General features: G+C 69.3%; 27 protein-coding genes and 1 pseudogene. 14 read left to right on the top strand and 14 right to left on the bottom strand.

What is annotated here, in order from left to right; all coding sequences use genetic code 11:
• The first annotated feature begins 12 nt into the window (after positions 1-12).
• Genes MNO14_RS09475 through MNO14_RS09455 form a run of 5 tightly spaced genes read left to right on the top strand, consistent with a single transcriptional unit; the run spans position 13 to position 5,394 of the window.
• Positions 13-1,557, top strand: coding sequence for a 4Fe-4S dicluster domain-containing protein (locus tag MNO14_RS09475; RefSeq protein ID WP_241943515.1), 1,545 nt, complete (start codon positions 13-15; stop codon positions 1,555-1,557).
• Complete coding sequence (locus MNO14_RS09470; RefSeq protein ID WP_241943514.1) at positions 1,557-2,054, top strand: FixH family protein; 498 nt, start codon at positions 1,557-1,559, stop codon at positions 2,052-2,054. The genes MNO14_RS09475 and MNO14_RS09470 overlap by 1 nt, the downstream gene beginning before the upstream one ends.
• Positions 2,055-2,061: 7 nt before the next feature.
• Positions 2,062-4,458, top strand: coding sequence for a heavy metal translocating P-type ATPase (locus tag MNO14_RS09465; protein WP_241943513.1), 2,397 nt, complete (start codon positions 2,062-2,064; stop codon positions 4,456-4,458).
• A complete protein-coding gene (gene ccoS / locus MNO14_RS09460) occupies positions 4,455-4,682 on the top strand; it encodes a cbb3-type cytochrome oxidase assembly protein CcoS (RefSeq protein WP_241943512.1) in 228 nt (75 codons plus the stop codon). The genes MNO14_RS09465 and ccoS overlap by 4 nt, the downstream gene beginning before the upstream one ends.
• Positions 4,672-5,394, top strand: coding sequence for a sulfite exporter TauE/SafE family protein (locus MNO14_RS09455; RefSeq protein WP_241943511.1), 723 nt, complete (start codon positions 4,672-4,674; stop codon positions 5,392-5,394). The genes ccoS and MNO14_RS09455 overlap by 11 nt, the downstream gene beginning before the upstream one ends.
• A gap of 19 nt (positions 5,395-5,413) precedes the next feature.
• Here MNO14_RS09455 and MNO14_RS09450 read toward each other — a convergent pair whose 3' ends face one another.
• Entirely contained in the window at positions 5,414-6,370 is a 957-nt protein-coding gene (locus MNO14_RS09450; protein ID WP_241943510.1) for a glutathione S-transferase family protein, read from the bottom strand.
• Positions 6,371-6,504: 134 nt separating this feature from the next.
• Here MNO14_RS09450 and MNO14_RS09445 point away from each other — a divergent pair, with 134 nt between their 5' ends.
• On the top strand, positions 6,505-7,464 hold the full coding sequence (locus tag MNO14_RS09445; RefSeq protein WP_241943509.1) for a glutaminase: 960 nt from the start codon (positions 6,505-6,507) through the stop codon (positions 7,462-7,464).
• A 42-nt stretch (positions 7,465-7,506) separates the two neighbouring features.
• Here MNO14_RS09445 and MNO14_RS09440 read toward each other — a convergent pair whose 3' ends face one another.
• Positions 7,507-8,865, bottom strand: a complete 1,359-nt coding sequence (locus MNO14_RS09440; protein ID WP_241943508.1) for a glycoside hydrolase family 16 protein — start codon at positions 8,863-8,865, stop codon at positions 7,507-7,509.
• Between the two features lie 557 nt (positions 8,866-9,422).
• Between MNO14_RS09440 and MNO14_RS09435 the strand changes: the two are divergent.
• Positions 9,423-10,241, top strand: a pseudogene (locus MNO14_RS09435) (D-hexose-6-phosphate mutarotase); the annotation flags it as partial.
• A gap of 116 nt (positions 10,242-10,357) precedes the next feature.
• On the top strand, positions 10,358-12,481 hold the full coding sequence (locus tag MNO14_RS09430; RefSeq protein ID WP_241943507.1) for a M13-type metalloendopeptidase: 2,124 nt from the start codon (positions 10,358-10,360) through the stop codon (positions 12,479-12,481).
• Positions 12,482-12,570: 89 nt separating this feature from the next.
• On the opposite strand, the gene MNO14_RS09425 is transcribed toward MNO14_RS09430, so the two are convergent.
• The 8 genes from MNO14_RS09425 to MNO14_RS09390 form a co-directional block, all read right to left on the bottom strand.
• Positions 12,571-13,875 carry a TIGR00366 family protein gene (locus tag MNO14_RS09425; protein WP_241943506.1) on the bottom strand — a complete coding sequence of 435 codons (1,305 nt, stop codon included), beginning with the start codon at positions 13,873-13,875 and terminating at the stop codon, positions 12,571-12,573.
• Between the two features lie 155 nt (positions 13,876-14,030).
• Positions 14,031-14,633, bottom strand: a complete 603-nt coding sequence (locus MNO14_RS09420; protein WP_241943505.1) for a nitroreductase family protein — start codon at positions 14,631-14,633, stop codon at positions 14,031-14,033.
• Between the two features lie 171 nt (positions 14,634-14,804).
• A complete protein-coding gene (locus MNO14_RS09415) occupies positions 14,805-15,170 on the bottom strand; it encodes a glycine zipper 2TM domain-containing protein (protein WP_241943504.1) in 366 nt (121 codons plus the stop codon).
• 123 nt (positions 15,171-15,293) lie between these two features.
• Entirely contained in the window at positions 15,294-16,094 is an 801-nt protein-coding gene (locus tag MNO14_RS09410; protein ID WP_241943503.1) for an SDR family oxidoreductase, read from the bottom strand.
• A gap of 64 nt (positions 16,095-16,158) precedes the next feature.
• A complete protein-coding gene (locus MNO14_RS09405; protein ID WP_241943502.1) occupies positions 16,159-16,425 on the bottom strand; it encodes a hypothetical protein in 267 nt (88 codons plus the stop codon).
• 12 nt (positions 16,426-16,437) lie between these two features.
• Positions 16,438-16,743 carry a YkgJ family cysteine cluster protein gene (locus MNO14_RS09400; protein WP_241943501.1) on the bottom strand — a complete coding sequence of 102 codons (306 nt, stop codon included), beginning with the start codon at positions 16,741-16,743 and terminating at the stop codon, positions 16,438-16,440.
• A 219-nt stretch (positions 16,744-16,962) separates the two neighbouring features.
• On the bottom strand, positions 16,963-17,277 hold the full coding sequence (locus MNO14_RS09395; protein WP_241943500.1) for a hypothetical protein: 315 nt from the start codon (positions 17,275-17,277) through the stop codon (positions 16,963-16,965).
• A 62-nt stretch (positions 17,278-17,339) separates the two neighbouring features.
• Positions 17,340-17,570 (bottom strand): hypothetical protein, encoded by a 231-nt coding sequence (locus MNO14_RS09390; protein WP_241943499.1) that lies wholly within the window; start codon positions 17,568-17,570, stop codon positions 17,340-17,342.
• Positions 17,571-17,732: 162 nt separating this feature from the next.
• On the opposite strand from MNO14_RS09390, the gene MNO14_RS09385 reads away from it, so the two are divergent.
• The 4 genes from MNO14_RS09385 (at position 17,733) to MNO14_RS09370 (ending at position 20,605) form a co-directional block, all read left to right on the top strand.
• A complete protein-coding gene (locus MNO14_RS09385) occupies positions 17,733-18,377 on the top strand; it encodes a DUF998 domain-containing protein (RefSeq protein WP_241943498.1) in 645 nt (214 codons plus the stop codon).
• 105 nt (positions 18,378-18,482) lie between these two features.
• Positions 18,483-18,659, top strand: coding sequence for a DUF1328 domain-containing protein (locus MNO14_RS09380; protein ID WP_241943497.1), 177 nt, complete (start codon positions 18,483-18,485; stop codon positions 18,657-18,659).
• Positions 18,660-18,980: 321 nt separating this feature from the next.
• Positions 18,981-19,226, top strand: a complete 246-nt coding sequence (locus tag MNO14_RS09375) for a DUF2789 domain-containing protein (RefSeq protein WP_241946312.1) — start codon at positions 18,981-18,983, stop codon at positions 19,224-19,226.
• Positions 19,223-20,605 carry an amidohydrolase family protein gene (locus MNO14_RS09370; protein WP_241943496.1) on the top strand — a complete coding sequence of 461 codons (1,383 nt, stop codon included), beginning with the start codon at positions 19,223-19,225 and terminating at the stop codon, positions 20,603-20,605. Before MNO14_RS09375 ends, MNO14_RS09370 begins: the two co-directional genes overlap by 4 nt.
• Positions 20,606-20,698: 93 nt before the next feature.
• Here the strand turns inward: MNO14_RS09370 and MNO14_RS09365 are convergent, their stop codons facing one another.
• A complete protein-coding gene (locus MNO14_RS09365; RefSeq protein WP_241943495.1) occupies positions 20,699-20,995 on the bottom strand; it encodes an MliC family protein in 297 nt (98 codons plus the stop codon).
• 229 nt (positions 20,996-21,224) lie between these two features.
• Positions 21,225-21,641, bottom strand: a complete 417-nt coding sequence (locus MNO14_RS09360) for an MliC family protein (RefSeq protein ID WP_241943494.1) — start codon at positions 21,639-21,641, stop codon at positions 21,225-21,227.
• A gap of 167 nt (positions 21,642-21,808) precedes the next feature.
• Here MNO14_RS09360 and MNO14_RS09355 point away from each other — a divergent pair, with 167 nt between their 5' ends.
• Positions 21,809-22,414, top strand: coding sequence for a hypothetical protein (locus MNO14_RS09355; protein ID WP_241943493.1), 606 nt, complete (start codon positions 21,809-21,811; stop codon positions 22,412-22,414).
• Between the two features lie 25 nt (positions 22,415-22,439).
• On the opposite strand, the gene MNO14_RS09350 is transcribed toward MNO14_RS09355, so the two are convergent.
• Complete coding sequence (locus tag MNO14_RS09350; protein ID WP_241943492.1) at positions 22,440-22,727, bottom strand: DUF3247 family protein; 288 nt, start codon at positions 22,725-22,727, stop codon at positions 22,440-22,442.
• Positions 22,728-22,797: 70 nt separating this feature from the next.
• On the bottom strand, positions 22,798-23,454 hold the full coding sequence (locus MNO14_RS09345) for a Crp/Fnr family transcriptional regulator (protein WP_241943491.1): 657 nt from the start codon (positions 23,452-23,454) through the stop codon (positions 22,798-22,800).
• 269 nt (positions 23,455-23,723) lie between these two features.
• Between MNO14_RS09345 and MNO14_RS09340 the strand changes: the two genes are divergently transcribed.
• Positions 23,724-23,912: a hypothetical protein gene (locus MNO14_RS09340; RefSeq protein WP_241943490.1), complete on the top strand. Its 189-nt coding sequence runs from the start codon at positions 23,724-23,726 to the stop codon at positions 23,910-23,912.
• Positions 23,913-24,004 lie beyond the last annotated feature (92 nt).

Here is a 24,004-nt window from a genome sequence, read left to right as displayed (position 1 = left end):
GGGAGCTGCGACGTGACGGGCGCGATCCCGCTCGAAGTCGTCGACGACGGCGGTTCTGTCTATCAGAGCGAGCGCAAGGTCTACCCGCGCGACGTGTCGGGCCGGCTCAACCGGTTGCGGGTGACCGCGGTGTTCTGGTTGCTGGGCATGTTCTACGTGTTCCCGTGGCTGCGTTGGGATGGACGCCAGGCGGTGCTGTTCGATCTGCCGGCACGCAAGTTCCATGTCTTCGGCCTGACCTTCTGGCCGCAGGACTTCCTGTTTCTGGCGCTGCTGCTGATCATCGCGGCGCTGGCGCTGTTCTTCTTTACCGCGCTCGCCGGGCGCCTGTTCTGCGGCTATGCATGTCCGCAGACGGTGTGGACCGAGGTGTTCCTGTGGATGGAGCGCTGGACCGAAGGCGACCGCTCCAAGCGCCTGAAGCTCGACGCCGGTCCCTGGACCGGTGAGAAGGTGATGCGCAAGGGCGGCAAGCACCTGATCTGGGCGGTGTTCGCGCTGTGGACGGGGTTCACCTTCGTCGGCTTCTTCACCCCGATCACCGAACTGGGCGCGCGCGCGACGACGCTGTCGTGGGGCGGCTGGGAAACGTTCTGGGTGCTGTTCTACGCCTTGGCCACCTGGGGCAATGCCGGTTTCCTGCGTGAGCAGGTCTGCAAGTACATGTGCCCCTATGCGCGCTTCCAGAGCGCGATGTTCGACCGCAATACCCTCATCATCGCCTACGACCCGATGCGCGGCGAACCGCGCGGTCCGCGCAAGCGTGGCCTGGGCAGTGTGCTTGAGCGCGGCCGTGGCCTGCTCGACAAGCTGGTCGCCTACGATTACGTGTTCCGCGCCGTTCGTCACCCGTCGGCCGCCAGCCAGAACGCGCAGGCGCGCGGCACCATCACCTGGGACGGCGATCTGGGCGCGATCGAACCGTTGCCCAAGTTCGCTGCCGAGGCGCTGGGCGACTGCATCGATTGCACGATCTGTGTGCAGGTCTGTCCGACCGGCATCGATATCCGCAACGGCCTGCAGTACGAGTGCATCGCCTGCGGCGCCTGCATCGACGCCTGTGACGGCGTCATGGACAAGATGGGCTATCCGCGTGGTCTGATCCGCTACTCCACGCAGAACGCGATCGACGGCAAGGCCACCAAGGTGCTGCGCCCGCGCATCGTCGTCTACGGCGCGCTGCTGGTGGCGCTGTGCGTGGCCTGGGCGGTCGGTGTAAGCACCCGCAGCGATCTGATCGTGGAAGTGCTGCGCGACCGCAACGCGCTCTACCGCGAAGCCGGCGACGGCAGTACTGAGAACGCCTACACGCTCAAGCTGGTCAACAAGTCCGACGCGGCGCGCGAGTTCCGCATCCTGGTCGAATCCCCGACGCCGGGCATTGAACTGCGCGACAATGCCCAGGCCGTGCCGGCGCGTGCGGAAGAGGTGGTTTCGTTCCCGCTGGTGCTGGTGGCACCTGAGGGTGTGCGGGGTCGCCACGAGGTGCGATTCGTCGTCGAGGACGACGACGGCACGCGCAAGACAGTCGACAGCAGTTTCTTTGGACCGATGTGATGAATGACAACAAGCGCCCGCTGTGGCGGATCCCGGTGATGTGGCTGGTCATCGGCCTGCCGCTGGCCTCCATCGTCGCCGGCGTGGGGCTGTTGATCGTCGCCGCCCGCACCGGCGGCGACGATGTCGTCAATGACGAGGTCCGCCGTGTGTCGCAGATCCAGACCACCGATCTGGGCGCGGATGCGAAGGCGCGGCAATTGGGGCTGAGCGCGATCGTGCGGATCGACGAGACGATGGTCGAGGCGATCCCGGCAACAGGCGAGTTCCCGCGCGAGGCGACCTTGCGGCTGCTGCTGCAGCATCCGACCCAGTCCGAGGACGACCTGACGCTCGAACTGGTACCGACGCAGACCGGTTGGCGCTCGACCACGCCGATCGACGATGGCCACGACTGGATCGTGCAGCTGGCACCCATGGATGGCAGCTGGCGCCTGCAAGGCCGCCTGCCCAAGCAGCAGCACGCCGCCCGTCTGGCGCCGTCGCTGCAGCCCTGATGCAGACGTGAACGCCACTGCGCATCCCGCGTCCGCGGGCTGCTTCCATTGCGGCGAACCGCTGACCGCGCATGCCGTGCAGGCGCCGATCGATAGCGCCACGCAGACGTTCTGTTGCGACGGCTGCGCGGCCGCGGCGCAGTGGATCCGTCACGCCGATCTCGGCGATTACTACCGCCTGCGCAGTGCGATGCCCGCACCGGTCGGCAACGAGGCGATCGACTTCGGGATCTGGGATCGCGAGGATCTGCTGCGCGAGCACGCCAACCCGGTACCCGGCGGACGCGCGCTCACCCTGCTGACCGACGGCATGCGCTGCGCCGCGTGCGCGTGGTTGATCGACAGCGCGCTGCGCCGCGAGGACGGTGTGCTCGATGTCACCGCCAATGCGGTGACCGGCCGCATCCGCATCGCCTGGGACCCGGCACGGACCGCGCTCTCGAAGGTGCTGCAGCGGCTGGCCGCGCTGGGGTATCGCCCGTACCTGGCCGGCGGCGAGGCGCGCGAGCGCGCCCGGGTCCGCGAGCGTCGGCGCTGGCTGTTGCGCCTGGGCATCGCCGGGCTGGGCACGTTGCAGGCGATGATGTTCGCCGAGGCGTTGTACCTGGATTTCGACCGGCAGATGCCGCTCGCCACGCGCGACTTCTTCCGCTGGATCACCTTCCTGGTGTCGACCCCGGTGGTGTTCTACGCCGGCTGGCCGTTCCTGGCGGGCATGGCGCGCGAACTGCGCCAGCGCCACGTCGGCATGGACACGCTGATCGCGACCTCGACCCTGTTGGCCTACCTGGCCAGCCTGTGGGAGACGATCCGCGGCGGCACCCACGTCTGGTACGACGCGGCGGTGATGTTCGTATTCCTGTTGCTGGCCGCGCGGATGCTCGAGCAACGCGCGCGCAACGTCGCCACCGCCCAGGTCGATGCACTGGCGCGCGCGCGGCCGTCACTGGCGGTGCGCGAGCGCGCCGACGGCATGCGCGAGTCGGTGCCGGCCGCCGAACTCGTCGCCGGCGACATCGTTTGTGTCGCGGCCGGCGATGTCCTGCCCGCCGACGGCGTGTTGCTTGATGGCGAGGCGGTGTTCGAGGAATCGCTGCTGACCGGCGAGTCGGCGCCGGTGCGCCGCATCGCCGGTGAAGCGCTGTACGCCGGCACGGTCTGCCGCGAGTGGCCGGTGCGGGTCCGCGTGACCTGCACCGGCGTCGACACGCGGCTCTCGCAACTGACGCGGCTGGTCGAACAGGCGCAATCGCATCGGCCGCGCCTGGCGCGTCTGGCCGACGGCGTCGGCAGTCGCTTCGTCGCCGGCCTGCTGCTGACCGCGCTGGCGGTGTATGTGGGCTGGCGCATCCACGACCCCGCGCGCGCGTTCGAAGTGACGCTGGCGCTGCTGGTGGTCAGCTGCCCCTGTGCGCTGTCGCTGGCGGTGCCCACGGCGCTGGCCACCGCGCACGGCGCGCTGGCCCGGCTCGGGGTGCTTGCGACCCGGGCTGATGCGCTGGAAACGCTCGCCAGCGCGACCGATATGGTCTTCGACAAGACCGGCACATTGACCGACACGCGCCCCGAACTGGACGACGTCACCGGCCTCGACGGCTTCGATCCGGCGCAGGCACTGCGGATCGCGGCCGCGCTCGAACGCGACGCCAATCATCCGATCGCGCAGGCCTTCGCGCATGTCGCGGCCGACGCCACCGCCGACGCGATGGCGGTGGTGCCGGGGCAGGGCGTGGAGGGCACGGTCGAAGGCGTGCGCTGGCGGCTGGGCCAGGCGGCGTTCGCCGCCGGACGCGCGGACGATGGCGCGCTGTGGCTCGGCGACGGCCGCCGCGCGATGGCCCGGTTCACGCTGCGCGAGCACGTGCGCGAGGACGCGGCGGCCGCACTGCAGGGCCTGCGCGAACTGGGGCTGGTGCTGCATCTGGCCAGCGGCGATGCGCAGGCGCCGGTCACGGCGCTGGGCACGCGACTGGGCATTGAAGATGCGCATGCGCGCCAGACCCCCGAGGACAAACTGGCGCGGGTGCGGGCGCTGCAGGCCGAGGGCCGCACCGTGGCGATGATCGGCGACGGCCTCAACGATGCGCCTGTGCTGGCTGGCGCCGATGTGTCGATCGCGATGGGCGAGGGCGCGTCCTTGGCCCAGCGCGCCGCCGATCTGGTCACCACCGGGCCGACCCTGCGGCGGATTCCGGCGACGATCGCGGTCGCGCGGCGCGCCAGGCGGGTGATCCGGCAGAATCTGGGCTGGGCACTGGTCTACAACCTGCTGGCGATTCCGGTGGCGGCGGCCGGACTGGTGACGCCGTGGCTGGCGGCGCTGGGCATGGCATTGTCGTCGCTGCTCGTCACCGCCAATGCGCTGCGCCTGACGCGGGTGCCGGCGACCGGAGAACCGAGATGAGAAGTCTGCTGCTGCTGGTGCCGATCAGCCTGGTCCTGCTCGGCATCGCGATCGCCGCCTTCGTCTGGGCGGTCAGGCGCGGCCAGTTCGACGACATGGATACCCCGGCGCTCGACATCCTGGTCGACGACGACGGCCGCGACGAGGCCGGGCACCTGCTGGGCGCGCGGTCCACGCAGGCGCCGCCGGCGGCACCGCCGCAGGACCGGCCGCGTGCCGATTGACTGGCTGGTAGTGCTGGCCGCGCTGACCAGCGGCCTGCTCGGCGGTCTGCACTGCGCGGCGATGTGCGGCGGCATCGCGACCGGGTTCTCGGCCGCATCGCCGGCCGGCGGCTGGCCGCATGCGTTGCAGGTCAACCTGGGCCGCGTGGGCGGCTATGTGCTGGCCGGTGCGATCGTCGGTGGCTTCGGCCACGGGCTGGTCGGCGTGTTCGGCAACCCGTGGATCGGCTTCGGGCTGCGCATGTTGCTGGGCGCGGCGCTGGTGCTGGTGGCGCTGCGGCTGTTCGGACGCGGCGGCTTCGACCTGCTGCGCCGGCCGGGAGCACGCCTGTGGGCCTGGTTGCAGCCGCTGCAGCGACGCCTGTTGCCGGCCGAGACGGCGCCGCGCCGGATCGCGTTGGGAATGTTGTGGGGCTGGTTGCCCTGCGGGCTCAGCCTGAGCCTGCTCACGGTGGCCTGGATGCAGGCCAGTGTGCCGGGCGGCGCGCTGACGATGGCCGCCTTCGGCCTGGGCACGTTGCCGGTGATGCTGCCGCTGACCTGGTCGGGCCAGCGCGTGGGCCGTTGGTTGCAGCGCCCACGGCTGCGCGCGCTGGTGGCGTCGCTGGTACTGGCGGCCGGCCTGTTGACGCTGGCCGGCCCGTGGCTGATGCAGGTGCCGGCTTTGCATGGGCCGTTGTCGGCGATCGGCTGCGTGCCGCCGCCGCTGTAGCCGCGACACGTCGGCCGCGTCAGCGCCCGAATGGCGGCACCGGTCCGGCGGGCACGATGCCGGTCGGATTGATCTGCCGGTGGCTCTGGTAGTAATGCCGTTTGATGTGGTCGAAGTCGACGGTCGGCGCGACCGCCGGGTGGCGGTACAGCCGCTGGGTGTAGGCGAGCAGGGCGGGATAGTCGATCAGCCGCCGCAGGTTGCATTTGAAGTGACCGTGGTAGACCGCGTCGAAGCGCAGCAGCGTGGTGAACAGCCGCCAGTCGGCCTCGGTCAGCTGCTGGCCGCACAGGAACTGTTCGCCCGACAGCCGCAGCTCCAGCCAGTCGAGCGTCGCGAACACCGCCTCGACGGCCTCGTCATAGGCCGCCTGGCGGGTCGCGAAGCCCGCCTTGTAGACGCCGTTGTTGAGCCCGTCGTAGATGCGCGCATTGACCGTGTCGATCTCCTCGCGCAGATCGGGCGGGTAGTAATCGCCTTCGGCCGCGCCGACATCGTCGAAGGCACTGTTGAACATGCGGATGATGTCGGCCGATTCGTTGCTGACGATGGTGGCGCGCTGGGTGTCCCACAGCACCGGCACGCTGACCCGACCGGTGTAGCGCGGATCGGCGGCGGTGTAGAGCTGCCACACCGTGTCCGCGCCGTTGACCTGGTCGGGCACGACGCCTGGCCCCGGCGCGAAGGTCCAGCCGTCGTCGGCCATCAGCCAGTGGGTGACCGACAGCCCGATGCTGTCCTGCAGGCCCTTGAGCTCGCGGAACAGGGTTGTGCGGTGCGCCCAGGGGCAGGCGCGTGCCACGTAGAGGTGATAGCGGCCGGGCTGCGCGGCGAACCCGTCCTCGCCGGTGGGGCCGGCGCGGCCATCGGCGGTGATCCAGTTGCGGAACTGCGTCTGCGGCCGGGCCAGGCGTCCGTCGTCATCGACCAGTCCGTCGTCGTCGCGATGCCAGCGGCCTTCGATCAGCATGCCCATCGTGCGGCGTCTCCAAGCGGTGAGGCCTGCAGTGTGCCGGCTGCGGCATCAAGCGCGCGTGGCTGAATCACTGCGACCCGCGCTTGACGCCTCCATGCGCAGACTGCCCGTCCGTCATCACCACGAGCCTGCCGATGCACAGCCCGCCGCAGAACCCGCACGACCTCTCGCGTCACGACCTCCCCGGCATCCTGGCGACGATCGAAGATGAGGTGCGCGCGCGTTTCGATGCGCGCGAGGGCAAGGTTGCCGATTACATTCCGGCCTTGGCCTCGGTGCCGCGCGAGCGCTTCGGCATGGCGATCGCCACGCTCGACGGCGACGTCTACAGCGTCGGCGATGCCCAGGTTCCGTTCTCGATCCAGAGCATCTCCAAGGTGCATACGCTCACGCTCGCCCTCGACGCGGCCGGCGATGCATTGTGGAAGCGGGTCGGACGCGAGCCGTCGGGCGATCCGTTCAACTCGCTGGTGCAGCTCGAACACGAGTGCGGCATCCCGCGTAATCCGTTCATCAATGCCGGCGCCTTGGTCGTGGCCGATGTGCTGCTGTCGCACTACGACGATCCGGAAGCCGCGCTGCTGGCCTTCATGCGCGAGCGCTCGGGCAATGCCGAGGTCGGCCGCGACGAGGAGATCTGGACCTCGGAGCGGCGCAGCGGTTATCGCAACATCGCACTCGCGAACTTCATCCGCAGCTTCGGCAACATCGAGAACGAGGTCGACGCCGTGCTCGACCTGTACTTCTTCCAGTGCGCGCTGCGCATGAACTGCGTGGATCTGGCGCGCAGCGTGCGCTACCTGGCCGGTCGTGGGGTGTGCCCGGGCACAGGCACACGCGTGACCAGCATCGAGCGCAGCACGCGGATCAATGCGGTGATGATGACCTGCGGCACCTACGACGCTGCGGGCGAGTTCGCCTTCCACGTCGGCCTGCCGGCCAAGAGCGGCGTGGGCGGCGGCATCGTCGCGGTGGTGCCCAACGTGCTCAGCCTGTGCGTGTGGTCGCCGCCGCTCGACGACAAGGGCAATTCGCTGCTCGGCGCCTATGCGCTGCACCGCTTCACGCGGATGACCGGGCTGTCGGTGTTCTAGGGCATCGCGCGCACCGCCCGTGGACGGTGCGCGCGGCTGCGATCACGGGCTCTGATAGTAGACGTCATCGATGAACAGGTCGACCGGCTGGCCGGGCGCATCGCCGGCGAGCATGAAGAACTGCTTGACCGCGTGCAGGTCGAGATCGTGGAACGCGGAGAACGGAATGCTGACTTCGTGCCAGGCGCCGTCGCGGACCAGGCCGTACTGCTGGCCGCCCGGTGCGAAGGGAATCCAGCTGTCGCCGAACGAGGTGTTGATGCCGACGCGGAACGGTGCCTGGCTGGCGGTGCGCATGCGGAACTTCAGACTACCGCCAGCGTAGGCGCCCATGTTGCGCACGTCGGTGATGATGCCCAGCCCGAACCAGTTGCCGGGATTGGCGCGGAAGGCCATCAGCTCGCTGCCCTCGTACGGCGCGGCGGCGATCGGGGTGAGGTTGTTCCACAGAAACAGGTCGGTGTTGCTGCCGAAGTCCAAAGCGCCGGCCAGGCCGCTGCGCTCGGTGTACACGCCGAACTGGCCGGCGGGGGCGGCGTTGTTGCTGCCCAGGTACAGCTCGCTGTCGGGATGGTCCTGATAGAGCCGGATCCAGTCGACTTCCATGCGGCCGGGCAGCGGCGCGGTGACGTCCTGCGGCGTGTGCACGCCGGTGTAGGTGCCGCCGACGGCGATATTGAGCAGCAGGAAGTGCGGGGCGTGGAACTCGTGCACCTGCGGCCCCTCGACATCGGAGATGTCGAACTCGAAGTACTGCTGGCCGTCGATCGAGACGCGGATGAAGTTCGGGTCCCAGGTCAGCTTGTAGATATGGAAGTCGTCATGCAGCGCGACCGGGCTGTTGTAGACCGTGGCGTGTGAGGCGTACGAGCCGTTGTAGTCCCAGTGCACCGCCGCGCCGATCCGGCGATTGACCACGCCATCGGCGATGGCCTGCGCCGAGCCGGCCTCCATCATGTCGATCTCGCCGCGTGCCGGCCACACACCGACCGCACCGAGCATCCAGTAGGCCGGCCACACGCCGTTGCCGGCCTCTGGGATCTTGATCCGCGCCTCGAGCGTGCCGTACTTGAACTGCACACGGCCCTCGGTCTTCAGTCGCGCGGACGTGAACGGGCTGCCATCGAAGTTTTCGCGGCGTGCCTCGATGATCAGGCGGCCATTCTCGATGCGCGCGTTCTCCGGGCGGCTGGTGTAGTACTGCATCTCGGCATTGCCCCAGCCACACAGGCCGATCTGGCACCCCGTGCCCACGTCGTAGGTCCAGGTGTTGCCGTCGATCGACGGGCCGTCGAAGTTCTCCTGCCAGACGGGGGTCTGGGCATGCGCGGCGGGGGCGAATGTAGCGGCCGCGCCCAGGCAGGCGACGAGCGGCAGGGCGAACAGGCGTACGCGATCCATGACGGACTCCTTGCTTTCGAAAGGGGAAGCGGCGCGGTGGGGACGGCCGGCTCCGAGCCTGCGTGTGCTTGACAGCGCTGTCAGCCACCTTGGACCCGGGATGTCGCGTTCCGCGAACGGGATCACGGATTGGCGTCTGCGTCGGGTGAAATCGCCAGCGTGCATGGAGCGAGCATGTTGCGCGGCAGCACGCAGATGCGCCGGTGCGCACGGCTTCAAGGGCAGGCCGCTGCGCACGCAGGCGCGCGTTGCGCTGCACGTCCGGCACGCAGCCGGCTAAGCTGGGCGATCCGACTTTCCACCCGTTGCCCCCCATGCCGATTCGCTTGCTGGTGCTGTGTTGCGGATTGCTCGCCGGATGCGCTGGCGGCAGTACGCCGCGCGACCCGCGGCCGGCGCAGGAGACCGCCTTGCCTACGACACCGTCCATCTCCGAGACCGCGTTCGCCGTGCCCAGCGGCTACCGGGCCGCTCTCGCCGCTGCGGCGACAGCGATCGCGCCGCCCGCATTGCCCGATGTCGAAGGCCTGCGGCTGGGACGTCATGCCGGCATCGAGGCGCTGGTGGTGGAGACCCCGTTGGCGACGGCTGCGATCGCGCTGCACGGCGGACATCTGCTGTCCTATGTGCCGGCCGGCCAGGACGATGCGTTGTGGCTCTCGCCGTCGCTCAAGCGGCCACCGGACGCGATCCGCGGCGGCACGCCGGTGGTGTGGCCGTACTTTGGCCGGCAGGGGCAGACCGGCGAAGTGCCGGCGCACGGCTTCGTGCGCACGGTGCGCTGGCACGTGCTCGCGGCCTCGCGTGCCGACGACGGCAGTGTCGCCATCGAACTGGCACCGCCGGATTTCCCGGAGCTGGGCCTGCAGCTGCGGATGACGCTGCGCATCGGCCAGGCGCTGGAACAGACGCTGACGACCATCAACACCGGCGCGCGTCCGGTCGCGATCACCCAGGCGCTGCATACCTACTTCCGTGTCTCCGACGTCGCCCAGGTCCGCGTCCGCGGTCTCGACGGACTGACCTATCTCGACAAGAACGACGGCTACGCCGCGCATGCGCAGGCCGGGGACTGGACGCTCGACGACCCACGCGACCCCGGTCGCAGCGACTACATCTACACCGATGCGCCCGGGCGGTACGTTCTCGACGATCCAGGCCTGGGCCGCCGGATCGCGCTCGACGTCGCCGGCAGCCGGTCGCTGGTGGTCTGGAATCCGGGCGCGACGGCCGCCGCGCGCATGGACGACATCGGTCAGGCCTGGCGCGGCTTTCTGTGCCTGGAGGCGGCCAATGCCGGGCCGGATGTCGTCGCGCTGGCGCCCGGTTCCACGCATCGGCTGACCCAGACCGTGCGCGTGCTCGCTGGCGGCTGAGCACGCGGGTGACCAATGGCCGGGGCGCGGCCGCAGCGTGCCCGGTATGCTTGGCAGTTGGCCGCCAGGCAGTCGCCGTTGACGGCTTTCCGACCGTGTTTCGATGGAGATCGCGCTTGAAGAAGACCCTGCTGTCCGCGGCGACCGCCGTGGCGATGACGATGGCGGCCACCGCCGCTGCCCACGATCACCGCTGTCTCGAGGAGACCTGCACGCTGCAGGCCTTGTTTGCGAGTGAGCCCGGCGCCGGTGGCGCCTCCACCTCGGGCGATCCCGTCGCCGCGCAGCGCATGGGCAGTTGGGGCATCGACACCGCCGGCATGGACACCTCGGTGCGGCCGGGTGAGGACTTCTTCGGCTACGTGAGCGGCAACTGGGCCAAGACCACGCAGATCCCGTCCGACAAGTCGAGCTACGGCGCATTCCTGGTGCTGCGCGATCTGTCGGAGGCGCGCGTGCGTCAGCTGGTGGAGGGCTATGACGTGGCCGACACCGCGCATCCCGACCGCGCCAAGGTCGCCACCCTCTATGCCGGCTTCATGGACCAGGCCGCGATCGACGCGCTGGGCGCCCAGCCGCTCGCGCCCAAGCTCGCCGCGATCCGCGCGGCCGGCGACAAGGACGCGCTGGCCCGGCTGATGGGCCAGAGCCAGGGCGACTTCGGTCGCAGCTTCTTCGGCCTGGGCGTGTCCGACGACCAGCGCGACCCCGACCGCTACACGCTGTACATGAGCCAGTCGGGCCTGGGTCTGGGCGATCGCGAGATGTATCTGCGCGAGACCTTCGCGCCGCAGCGCGAGCGCTACCAGGCCTATATCGCGCAGATGCTCGAACTGGGCGGCTGGGCGAACCCGCAGCAGAATGCCGAAGCGATCCTCGCGCTGGAGACCAAGATCGCCGAGGCGCACTGGACCCGCGCCGAGAGCCGCGACCGCGACAAGACCTACAACCCGGTCGAACTGTCGGCGTTCGCGACCACCGCGCCGGGCTTCCCTTGGGCCACGTACTTCGCCGCGGCCGGCGTGCCGCAGGCACCGCGCGCGGTCGTGCGCCAGAGCACCGCGATTCCGAAACTGGCCGCGATCTTCGGCCAGACCGACGTCGCCACGCTGCAGGCCTGGCAGGCGTTCCACACCATCGACAACGCTGCGCCGCTGCTGTCCAAGCCGTTCTCCGATGCGCGCTTCGAGTTCCGCAACAAGTTCCTGTCCGGCCAGCCCGAGGAGCAGGAGCGCTGGAAGCGCGGCGTGGCGTTCGCCGAGAGCACAATGGGCGAGGCGATCGGCCGCGACTACGTCGCGCTGTACTTCCCGGCCGATGCCAAGGCCAAGATGGACGCGCTGGTCGCCAACGTGAAGGTGGCGATGGGCGCGCGGCTCGAGCAGCTCGACTGGATGGGCCCGGCGACCAAGGCCGAGGCGCGCAGGAAGCTCGATGGGTTCGGCCTGAAGATCGGTCACCCGGACCAGTGGCGCGACTACAGCGGCCTGGTGGTCGAGCCCGGCGACGTGTTCGGCAACGCCGAGCGCTCGATGGCGTTCGAATGGGACTACCGCCGCAACCGTCTGGGTAAGGAGGTCGACAAGGGCGAGTGGGGCATGACCCCGCAGACGGTCAACGCCTACTACAACTCGGTCAAGAACGAGATCGTGTTCCCGGCCGCGATCCTGCAGCCGCCGTTCTTCGATCCCGACGCCGACCCGGCGGTCAACTACGGCGCGATCGGCGGCGTGATCGGCCACGAAATCATCCACGGCTTCGACGACCAGGGCCGCAAGTCCGACGGCGAGGGCGTGCTGCGCGACTGGTGGACGGCCGAGGACGCGGCGAAGTTCGAGGCGCAGGCGGCCAAGCTCGGCGCGCAGTACGAGGCCTATACGTTCCCGCAGCTGCCGGGCATGCATATCAACGGCAAGGTCGCGATGGGCGAAAACATCGGTGACCTGGGTGGCATCACGATCGCGCTGGAGGCCTACCGCCGTTCGCTGGACGGCAACCCTGCGCCGCAGATCGACGGCTTCAGCGGCGAGCAGCGGCTGTTCATGGGCTGGGCGCAGGTGTGGCGCACGCTGTGGCGCGACGATGCGCTGCGCCAGCAGCTGGTCAACGGCACCCATTCGCCGGGCCACATCCGTGCGTTCGCGCCGCTGCGCAATGTCGATGCGTGGTACGACGCGTTCGACGTGCGCGAGGGCGATGCGCTGTGGATCGCGCCCGAGGACCGTGTGCGAATCTGGTGACCGCTCACCAACGATGACGGACCCAAAGCCGTCGGGCGATCCCCGGCGGCTTTGTCGTGTCCGTTCCGGCCTGCTGCGGGGCGCCGACGTCAGGCGAGCAGCAGCACCGCGCCGATGATCACGCCCGATGCGAACAGCAGCATCAGGCAGTAACCCATGATGTCCTTGATCTTCAGCCCCGCGATCGCCAGCAGCGGCAACGCGAAGAATGGCTGCAGCATGCTGGTCCACGCATCGCCCCAGGCGACCGCCATCGCCACGCGCGCAAGGTCGGCGTCCAGCGCCTGCGCAGCGGGCACCATCACCGGCGCCTGCACCGCCCACTGGCCGCCGCCGGATGGCACGAACATATTGATCAGACCGGCCGACAGGAACGTCCACAGTGGCAGCGTCGACGCGCTCGCGAACGAGACGAACCACTCCGACAACGTGGTCGCCAGTCCCGAGCCGACCAGGATCGCCATGATGCCGGCGTAGAACGGGAACTGCACCACAATGCCGGCACCGCCTTTGATCGCCTCCTGCAGCGCGGCGAGCAATCGGGCAGGCGTGCGATGCAGCACGATGCCCAGCATCAGAAAGCCGTAGTTGACGATGTTGAGATTGAGACCGCCGCCGGTGGCGAAATGGTCGACCAGATAGACCAGGCCGGACGCGCCGATTGCCAGCGACAGAATCCAGCCATGCTCGAGCCGCACCGCCGGCGTGGCGTCGTGCGCGAGCGTCGGCGGCGCCGGGTCGTCGGGCGGCGAGAAGAGCACCGCCTCGTCGTCGTCGGGCGTCATCGCGCGATTGATCAACGGCACCGCGATCGCCAGCAGCGCGACGATCATCAGGTTGAACGGGGCGAAGATGGTCTCGCTGGTCGGGATCAGCCCCATCGTCTCCTGCAGGAAGTGGCCCTCGGTCGCGATCGTCAACGGGATCGACCCCGACAGCCCCCCATGCCAGACCAGGAAGCCAGAGTAGGCACTGGCGACCAGCAGGCGATAGTCCACGCGCACATGGCGGGCGACCTCGCGCGCGAACAGCGCACCGATGACCAGTCCGAAGCCCCAGTTGATCCAGTTGGCGACCAGCGCGACCAACGTGACCACGACGATCGCATTGCGCGGCGTGCGGCAGCGCGAGGCCAGCGCGGTGAGTAGCCGCGCGACCGGCGGCGTCCGGGCGAGGATGAAGCCGGTGACCAGCACCAGCAGCATCTGCATCGAGAACCCCAGCAGTTCCCAGAAGCCGTTGCCCCAATGGCGCACGAGCTCCAGGGGCGGCGTGCGTTCGATCGCGAGCGCAGCCGCGGCGGCGATCGCGGTGAAGATCAGTACGAAGACGTAGGCGTCGGGCAGGTAGCGTTCGACCAGGCGAACGGACAGGCGCGTGGCGCGCTGGAACATGCGGGCGGCTCCGGAACACGGAAAAGCCGTCGAAGATACCCCGGATGGGCGATGCGACGCCTTGGGACGATGGTCGATACCCGCCGCGTTGCGATCACCGCGGCGATCGCGCGCGCCCGGCGCGGCGCCGTCGGACGGCGCCGCGGCGTGGCGACTCAGCCGTGCACGCGGAACCGCACGGCGTCGTCGATGTGGTCCTTGTCGCCGAACGGCGCTTCGTTCGAGCCGAACGGCATCTGCGCGCGCAAGGTCCAGCTTGCCGGCAGCGACCACTGCGCAGCCACTGCGGCATCGGGCAGCGGGTTGTAATGCTGCAGGCTGGCGCCGATGCCGGCATTGGCGAGCGCGGTCCAGACCGAGAACTGCGCCATCGCACTCGCATGTTCGGACCACACCGGGAAGTTGTCCGCATACAGCGGGAACTGCTGCTGCAGGCTGCGGACCACGTCCTGGTCCTCGTAGAACAGCACCGTGCCCGCACCGGCGGCGAAGCTGTCGATCTTCGCTTCGGTGGCGGCGAAGCCGTCGGCCGGCACGATCGCGCGCAGTGCGTCCTTGACGATGTCCCAGAACGTCTGGCTCTGATCGCCGAACAGGATCACCGCCCGCGAGCTCTGCGAGTTGAACGACGACGGGCTCAGGCGCACCGCTTCCTGGATGAGGTCGGTGGTCGCCTGCTGCGAGATCGGAAGGTTGCGCCCGAGGCTGTACTGGCTGCGGCGACGTCGCGAAGTTTCGAGGAACGGATTGCTGGACATGCTGGGCTTTCCTGGTTGAGAGAGAGAGACAGGCCGCGATGCGGCAACCGGGAAAGTGTGGCGTCAGCCGCGCGCTACGGTAGCGCGCGGGACGGAAAGGATCGTTTCAGGCGCAAAGAAAAGCCGGCACCCCAAACGGGATGCCGGCGTGCGTGCGCGACGAGGTGGAACTCAGCGATAGACGCGATCGCAGCGCGTTTCGACAATGCGGTCGCCGCGGGTCTCCTGACGGTTGCCCTGGACGTTGCGGCCGATCGCGCCACCGGCCACGGCACCGCCCACGGTCGCGAGCTTGCGGCCGTTGCCGCCGCCGATCTGGTTGCCGAGCAGACCACCGATGACCGCGCCTGCGGCCGTGCCGCCGATGCGATTGGGGTCGGAGCTGTTGCGCTGGACTTCGACATCCTTGCAGACCACGCGGCTGCCGTCGTTGAAACGGCGCCCTTCGTCCTGCGGGCCGTAGTGCTGGGCGTGGGCGGTTCCGGCCGCAGCCAGCGAAAACAGGCCGAGACAGGCAAGTGTGCGCAACGTGTTCATGACGATCTCCACGGGGGTGATGCTGCGATGCTTGCAGCACTCCGGGCAACCGCACATGAAACCCGACACTTTTGCGCATCGTGGTTCAGCCGCCGGCACGTCGCGTGATGCTCGCGTCGTTGCTCAGGCGTACTGCATCTTGCGGCCCATGCCGCCGTCGATGACGACGTGCTGCCCGGTCACGAACCCCGACGCGGGCGAGAGCAGATACACCGCGAGGGCCCCGATGTCCTCCGGCGTGCCGACCCGACCGACCGGATGTTGCGCGTGGTCACGCCTGGACAGCTTCGGGCGACGGCGCGCCGCGGGACGCTGCCAGTCGTCGGTCGCGATCCAACCGGGGCTGATCGCATTGACGCGCACGCGGGGCCCTTCGCTGATCGCCAAGGCGTGGGTCAACGCCACCAGCCCGCCTTTGGCGGCCGCATAGGGTTCGGTGTGGGCTTCGGACTGGAGCACGCGGCTGGAGGCGATCGACACGATTGCGCCCTGTCGCGCGCGCAGCGCGGGCAGCGCGGACTTGCAGCACAGAAAGGCGCCGGTGAGGTGGGCGTCGAGGAATCGCCGCCACTGCGACAACGGCAGACGTGTCAGGTCCGAGACGTGCGGATCGGCCGGTCCGGCATTGTTGACCAGGCCGTCGAGGCCGCCTAGGCGCGTGATGGCCTTGGCGAAGAAACCGCGCACCGACGCCTCGCGGGCGACATCGAGCGGGAAGAAACAGGCGCGATCGCCGACATCCCACTCGGCCAGGCAGGCAACGCCGGCGTCGCGATCCAGGTCGCCGATCGCCACGCGACCGCCGGCACCGAGCACCGCCTGGGCGATCCCGCGGCCGATGCCTTGCGCGCCGCCGGTGATCGCGACCACGCGATCGCGCAGCGGCGACGCATCAAACGGCAGCACGGGTGGGGTCAGGGACATGGCGGCCTCCATGGCGAGATCGGCCGCAGGGTCGCACGCCCGGCATCGCGGCCGGGTGCAGGCCTCAGCCGCCGCGGGCCTTCTTCGGCGCGCTGGCGGCGACCTTCGGTGCCTCGGCGTCGACGCGCATCAGCGTCCGGGTGACACCCAGCACCTCGATCCGACCGCCCGCCGCGCGGAAGCGCGCCAGGTCGGCTGCGATCCGGTCGCTGGTCACGCTCGCGCCGCGGTCACCGGGCTTGCGCGGGCCGGCGAACAGGTGGCCGGTGCTCGACGCCGTTGTCGGGGTGGCCGTTGCGGCCGGGGCCGCTGTCTTCTTGGTACGGGACATCGAACGCTCCTTTCAGTACATCGCCAGGGGGATGCCGCGTCGTCCGCGATCTTCGTAGTCGTCGCGGACCGAGCGGCAGTAGGGGCCGGCCATCTCGAAGCGTCGGCAGATCTGGGGCCGGGTGTCGTAGATCGAACAGCACATCCGCGCAGGATCGATCGCCACGCACCAGCCTTCCTCGTCGCGGGCCATGACCTGCAGGCCGGCCTCGGTGACGTCGACGAACCGGGCGGGTACGTCGTCGTCGCTCTGCAGCACCACCGTCAACCGGCAGCAGACCGCGTCGCAGCGCGCGCAGTCGATATCAGGCGCGGTCATCGGTCCAAGACCGGGCGGCGGATCGGGGCAGACGCGAATGGGGTGGGGACGCAGCGGTTCATCACGCTTCCTGGGGAGCGTCGCCCGGAGCGGGCGGTCACACGTGGGGGAAGCGAGGCGGCGGCCGAGGCGGTCGCACGGGACGCACGGATGGGCGAGGGCCCGGCGCCTAGCATAACACCGCCCGTCTGTGGAGCCGTCGGCGATGGGCCGGTCGGTTCAGGAACGCCGGTTCGTGTAACTGGCGTTGCCCATACCGGTGCCAATCGTCAGCACGCCCCACCCGCGCACACCGCGCATGCGCGGACGCTCGCTCAGGCCCTGCACGACGGCGTCGTTGTGCAATCGCACCAGCGGCGTGCGGCCGCCGATTCGGTCCAGGCGTGCCTGCAACGCGTCGTCGACCCGAAAATCGACTGCCTCCCAGTCGCCGGGCAAATTGTGTGCGCCGTGCAGGATGGCGCCATCGGGCGCGATCTCGCCCGGCCGCCACCGCGACGAACGGGGCCAGTCGCAGATCGCGTGTGCGTGCATGCGCGATCAGGCCGTTGAGCACCGCCGCGGTCCGGGTCATCGCGGTCTCGCGATCGGGCGCATCATTGGCATGCCGCCACTGCGCGCGCGAGCTTGAGCAGACGCGCGGCACGGCGCACCGACAACGCGCCAGTGCGGTTGCCGGGGAAGCCGCCGCCGATGATGATCCGCTTGACGCCGGCACATTCGGGTTGCGCGAGGAAGCAGCGGATCACCCCGGCCAGCCGCTCGGCGTGGTCCTCAATGGCCGCGTGGACCAGATGCGCCGCATCGGGATCGCTGCCGACCAACACCAGATCGACCTCTTTGCGGCAGCGTGGCGGTTGCGATCGTCGCGTGGGCGGCCATCGGGTCGGGTCGGCCGGACAGAAGCACCCATCGTGCCCGGCATAGCGTCGCGCGGCGTGACGATGGGGCGCGCCTAGAATGGCGGCCCGCCGCGCGATCGTTCTGTCATGTCCCAGCCCGCTGCCGTCATAGACACGCCCATCGACCAGCGCCGTGCCCGGACCTGCGCGCGGGTGGCGTTGGTGAGCCTGGCGACGTTCGGCGCGAGCGCCAGCGCGCTGCATGGCCTGCGCCCCGACCTCGATCCGGTGCACAGCCAGCTGAGCCTGTATCTGATCGGCGACTGGGGGCCGTTGCTGCAGGCGGCGTATGTCGCGCTCGCGATCGGGATGGCCGCATTGGGCTGGGGGCTGTGGCAGGCGAGCAGCGAGGGCGCGCGCAGTACGGCGCCGCTGCTGCTGTTCGCGCTCGGTGGACTGTCGTTGGCGACGACCGCCTACGCCTGGATGGACCTACCCGGCATCGACAGCACGCTCGAAGGCCTGATCCATGGCGTTTCGGCGCAGGGCGCGTTCCTGTTCGCGACCGCCGGCATGGTGCTGCAGGCCTTCCGCCTGCGCGGCGACGCCGCCTGGCGTGCGACCGCGCGCTGGGCGCTGCCGTGGGCATTATTGTGCTTCGCATCGATCTGGGTGCTGGCGCTCTGGCGCGACGCACCGCGCGGGTTGGCGCAGAAGACCGTGGTGGTGTCGATCCTGGGCTGGCTGACCGCGGTCTCGATGGCCTTGTGGCGCCGGACGGCGCGACCGTAGGGCAGCGGGGCGCGTTCACGCCAGCCGCACCGCCCCGGTCACAGACTGCGGTCCGCCGACGCGACGAATGCCACGTCGTGCAACTACCGACGTATGGAGAACGACATGATCAAGTGGGCCATTATTTTCGCCGTCATCGGCCTAATCGCCGGTGCCCTCGGGTTCAGCGGTGTCGCCGGTGCCTCGATGGGCATTGCCAAGTTCCTGTTCTGGGCAGCGATCATCATCGCCATCGTGCTGTTCGTGCTCGGCCTGACGGTCGCCAAGAAAGTGACGAGTTGACGACCCTGTCGATCGCAGTGCCATGACCGCCGGCTTGCCGGCGGTTTTTTTTGGTTCTTCTCCTAAGTGCGGGAAGGGGAACTCCACTTCGGATGGGCAGCGGCCTGCCAGCCGGAAGCCGCTTTCCCCTCGGTCAAGGCATCCTGTCTTGACTCGGGCGCGCGCCATCCATGGTGCGCTTGACGCGGCTACCGGCCGTCAGTCCGCCGCTGCGGACGCCTGCAGCCAGACTTCGAATCAAGCGAAGCTCGCTAGAACTCAAGTCACGTTGACGCCGGTGCCGCTAGGGTAGGTGCACCGCTTGCCCGACCGAGGATGTCCGTGGACCCGACCGTGCACCCGTTCTCCGAACTCTTCGCCCAGCTCGGGCTGCCTGATGACGAAGCGTCGATCCGCGCCTTCATTGCCCGCCATGCCCCGTTGCCCGACGCCGTGCGACTGGAGGAGGCGCCGTTCTGGACGCCCGCCCAGGCGCAGTTGCTGCGTGAGGAGCGGCTCGAGGATGCGGACTGGATCATCGTCATCGACCAACTCAATGTCGCGATGCATGCGACGCCGGACCCATGAGCCGGCGCGGCCGGAGGTTGCCGACGCTGTTGTTGGCGACCGCGTTCGCTGCGTGCGCCGCGCAGGCCGTCGAGTCCACCCCCATCGCGGCGCGCACGGTCGCCTTCGTCGGCGTGGATGTGCTGCCGATGGATCGCGATCGCCGGCTCGAGGACCACACGGTCGTCGTGCGCGACGGCCAGATCGTCGAGGTTGCGCCGTCGGCGCAGGTGCACGTGCCGGCCGATGCCGAGCGCATCGACGGTACCGGCCGGGTGCTGATGCCGGGCCTGGCAGAGATGCATGGCCATGTGCCCGGCGCGGATCGGCCGCAAGCGGTCGAGGACACGTTGCTGCTGTATCTGGCCAATGGCGTGACCCTGGTGCGCAACATGTCCGGGGATCCGTCGCATCCGGCGTTGCGCACGCGGATCGAAGCGGGCGAGGTGCCCGGACCGACGCTCGTGGTTGCCAGCCCCTGGCTACGCGGTGAGGACATCGCCGCGGTCGAGGCCGAGGTGCGTGCTCACCACGCTGCGGGCGCGCAACTGATCAAGCTCGGCAGCATTCCCGCCGACGCCTATCCGGCGATGGCGCGTACGTCCGATGCGCTCGGCCTGCCGTTCGCCGGGCATATCCCATCCGGGGTCGGCCTGGTGGCCGCACTCGAGGCCGGCCAGGCGTCGATCGATCACCTCGACCGCTACGTCGAGTTCCTGGTGCCCAGCGCGCCGATCGCCGATGCGCAGGCCGGCTGGTTCGGCAGCGCCTGGATCGACCGCGTGGATCCGGCGCGCATCGACGAGGCGGTCCGCCGCACGGTTGCGGCCGGCACCTGGAATGTGCCGACGCTGAGCCTGGTTGAGCACATGGCCTCGACCGAGGCGCCCGAGCGCATGATCGCGTGGCCGGAGATGCGCTACATGCCTGCCACCGAACGCGCGCGCTGGCTGCGCGCCAAGCGCGAGTACGCCCAGCGCCCCGACTTCCAACCAGAGGCGGCCGCGCGACTGGTGGCTTTGCGTCGGCAACTGCTCAAGGCGCTGCACGACGGTGGGGCGCCGATCGCGCTGGGCTCGGATGCGCCGCAATTCTTCAACGTGCCGGGCTTTTCGCTCCATCGCGAGATGACCATGATGCAGGCCACGGGCCTGACGCCCTACGAGGTCCTGGTCACCGGCACCCGCAATCCGGCGCGCGCGCTCGGCACACCAGAGGCCTTCGGCACCATCGCGGTGGGGCGACGTGCCGATCTGCTGCTGCTAGACGGCGATCCGCGCGAAGACCTGGCGCACGCGCGTGATCCGGTCGGGGTGATGGCGCGCGGTCAGTGGTGGCCGCGCGCGCAGCTGCAGGCCGCGCTGGACGCGATCGCCGCACGCAACGCCGAGCGAGATTGAGCGCGGTCGCCCCGCACGCAAGCCGTGTGCGGGGCGATGGGGCGCATGGGGTGTGGTGTGTGAACCCGTCGTCGAGCCCACAAGCCGTCAGGATCAGGACGCGCCGGGTGTCCCGGTGCACACGCGATCCGGCTGGCCGTTGCGCAGCAGGATGGCGTCGTGTGCGCCCCGGGTCCACAGCACAGTGCCCTGGTCGTCCGCGTAACGGGCGCCTTGCATTGCCGGGTCGCTCGCGGTACGCAGCACCACATGGCCGCCGTCGATGGCCATGCTGGCCTGACCGCGACCATCGAAGGTCGCATCGACCGGCGTGCCTTCGCAGTCGTAATGCACCACGCGCGCGATGGGTGCAGCGTCAGTGGACGGGGTTTCGGGGGCGGGCGGCGTCATTGCCCCGGACGCCGCATTAGGGGAAGGCGGCGGCACGGTGTCGTCGGCCGGCGCCTGGGCAGGCGAGCAGCCAGCGAAAGCGAAACCCAGGACTGCGATGAGCAGGGGTGGGGCGTGGCGCATGATCGTCTCCTTGCGTGTGGACACCTGGGACGGACATGGGGGGAGGCGCGTGTCGCAGGCTACCCGTCCCCCGCGCGTGGGGTGTGAAGACAGCGTGGGTGCCGCATCAGCCAGCGTCCTCCACCGATGTCCTGCACGCCTGCGCCGGTGCACCGTCGACGGTGATGTCGGCCTCGTCCGACCCCTTGGTCCACAGCACATTGCCCGCGTCGTCTGCGTAGCGGGCACCACTCGCGGCCGGCGTCGTACGCAAGCTCAGAGTGCGGCCGTCCACCTGCATCAGCGCGGTGTCGCCGTCATCCTCGTAGGCGACGGTGTAGGTGTGGTCGCCGCAGCGATAGCGAACCGTCGATGGTGGCGCACTCTCCGCTTCGCGGGCGGCGAGCGAGCCGGTGGGCGGCGGTGCCTCCATCGTCGCAGGGGCGGGGGGCGGCGATGCGGGCGGGGCGGATGTCTCGCGCTCGTTGGAACAGGCGGCAAGCGCCAATCCGATCAAGGCGGCGGGCAGGGCGGCATGGCGCATGGCAAGTCCTCGTTCGTGATCGAAAGCCGCCGGGCGTGGCCGGCGTGACGTGCCACCATCGTGGACCGGCGTGCGTCAATGCCGAGTGCGCAGGCGTCAATGGCGCCGTAACCGGATGCGAACAGTCCGGTGGGCACCATCGTGCGGCCATTCCCACGAGGCCTGCCATGCGCATCCATCGAATCTTCGTCTGTTCCCTCGCGCTGGGCGCGGTCTCGCTGGCCGCCTGCCAGCCGAGCGGCGAAACTGCCGCGCGTCCCGGCGCGTCTGTCGCGGCAGACGGCGGCGGCGAGCGTGGCGAGCCCGTAACGGTCGACGGCGCGGCCCTCGATGGCGATGTCGTCGTATCGACCAATGAGCCGTTCTGGCAAGCCCGGATCGAGGGCGACACGGTCCTGGTCACTGGAGTCGATGGGCCGGCACGCCGATTCGCGAACGCATCGTCGTCGATGACGGCGGATGGGCGGCGCATCGCGGCCCGCGATCAGGCGGGCGATGTGGTGCTCATCGTCCGCCGCATGCGCTGCGAGGACGACATGTCCGGCGCGCGGTTTCCGCTGACGGCGTTGTTGACGCTCGACGGCGACGGGCCGCATCACGGGTGTGCAAGGCCCGCATCGATGCCGCCGCCGCGGCCGTCCGACGTTGCGGCAAGGTCACTGCCGGCAGATGCTGAACGACGGCGGCGGCCCGTGTCGGCGCGAGCTGGTGGTGCGAATAGCGTCGACTCGATGGCCTCACGCGGCGCAAGCGCCGGTCCCCACGCTCGCTGAGCGTGCGGGCCCCGTACCCGATGGATCAGGCGCTGCCGATCTGTTCGATCGCGACGATGTCGCCGACCCAGACGTAGTGCGGCACCGCCGGGTCTTCCAGGTCGTCGAGCCGCAACCGCGCGTTGTGGCCTTCGTCGCCGGCGGCGGTGCGGAACGTTTCCAAGGTCGGGCGCGCCGACACCACGCCTTCGACCTGCGTGCCGTCGGTGAGGATGACCTGAACGATGGCCTCGTCATTGAGCAGGCCGATGTTGCGTTCGAGCGCCTCGATCTCGGTGCGCGCGACGTGGATGCGCGGCGGCGTCTGGCTCATTGAAAACCTCCGGTCGGGAGGCCGCATGATGGCGCAGTGCCGGGCCAAGGTCGGGTGAGGACGGCCAGCCTCAACGTTCGGACTCCAGCGGTTCGCGCAACAGGCGGTCGTACTCGCTACGGATGACCTCGTAACACTCGCAGGCGCGGTCGAGCAGCGAGGCCGGTTCGAGGACCTGGATCAGCCCGCGGCTATAGCGGATGCACCCTTCCTCCTGCAGCCGGCGCGCGGCCTCGGTCACGCCCTCGCGGCGCACGCCCAGCAGGTGTGCAATCTGCTCCTGCGTCATCTTGATCTCGGTCGTGCCGATACGGTCGTTGACCAGCAACAGCCAGCGAGACAGCTGCCGGTCCACCGTGTGGTGGCGATTGCAGACCCCGGTCATCGCCGTCTGCGTCAGCAGCGCCTGCATGTAGCGCAGCACGATGGCCTGGAACGCGCCGCCGAGCTGGAACTCGCGTTGCGCGAGCTCGGCGCGAAGCGCGAGTGCCTCGCCACCGACCTGGACCACAGCGCGCAGCGGCACGCTGCGCGAGCCGGCCAGCAAGCCGGCACCGACGACGCCCTCGTTGCCGATCATCGCCACTTCGCTGGTGTCGCCGTTCTCCAGTGCATACAGGATCGAGACGATGCCCTCGCGCGGGAAATACAGCGTGGAGCGGTTCGCCCCGGCCTCATGCAGGACCTTGCCCACCGGCAGTTCGACCAACTGCAAATCCTTGCCCATCCGATCGCAGACCTCCGGCGGGAGGTCCTGAAGCAGTCCATTGAGGGGCGCCCAGGGCGCATTCCTGTTCATGCGGTGCACTTGGATCCGAAACGTTCAGTCAACGATGGATTCTCGTTGCTGAATGGGGTGTCGTATGTGCGAAACCGCGCATACGTCAGATGAATACGTTCGGTATCGCACAGACCATCGGAACGTGCCGTCGCAGGCTCGTGGCAGGCCGCCTCGGATGGCTCGACCTGCAGGATCACAACCGACAGGAGCGTCGTATGGACACCGATGATGTCGAACTGTGTTGCATCTATGGACAGATGGCGCGCGAGTACCTGGGCTCGGTCCCCTGGGAGGCGTGCGCCGCGCGCTTGGAGGCCGGATGGCTGCGCCTGCGCCGCGATCACTCGGTGGCCTGGGACGATGCCGAACCGTTGATCCGGGCCTTTTGGGAGCTTGCCGATTGAGGGCGTGCCTGCCATGGCAACCTGCTGTCCGGGTGACATCCGCGTGTTCACATCGATGTGTTCACGTATGCGTGAGCGCTGACGCGCTAGCG

Origin of the sequence: Luteimonas sp. S4-F44 (assembly GCF_022637415.1) — a bacterium.
Classification (GTDB): domain Bacteria; phylum Pseudomonadota; class Gammaproteobacteria; order Xanthomonadales; family Xanthomonadaceae; genus Luteimonas.
This window is presented reverse-complemented; position numbering and strand designations above follow the sequence as displayed.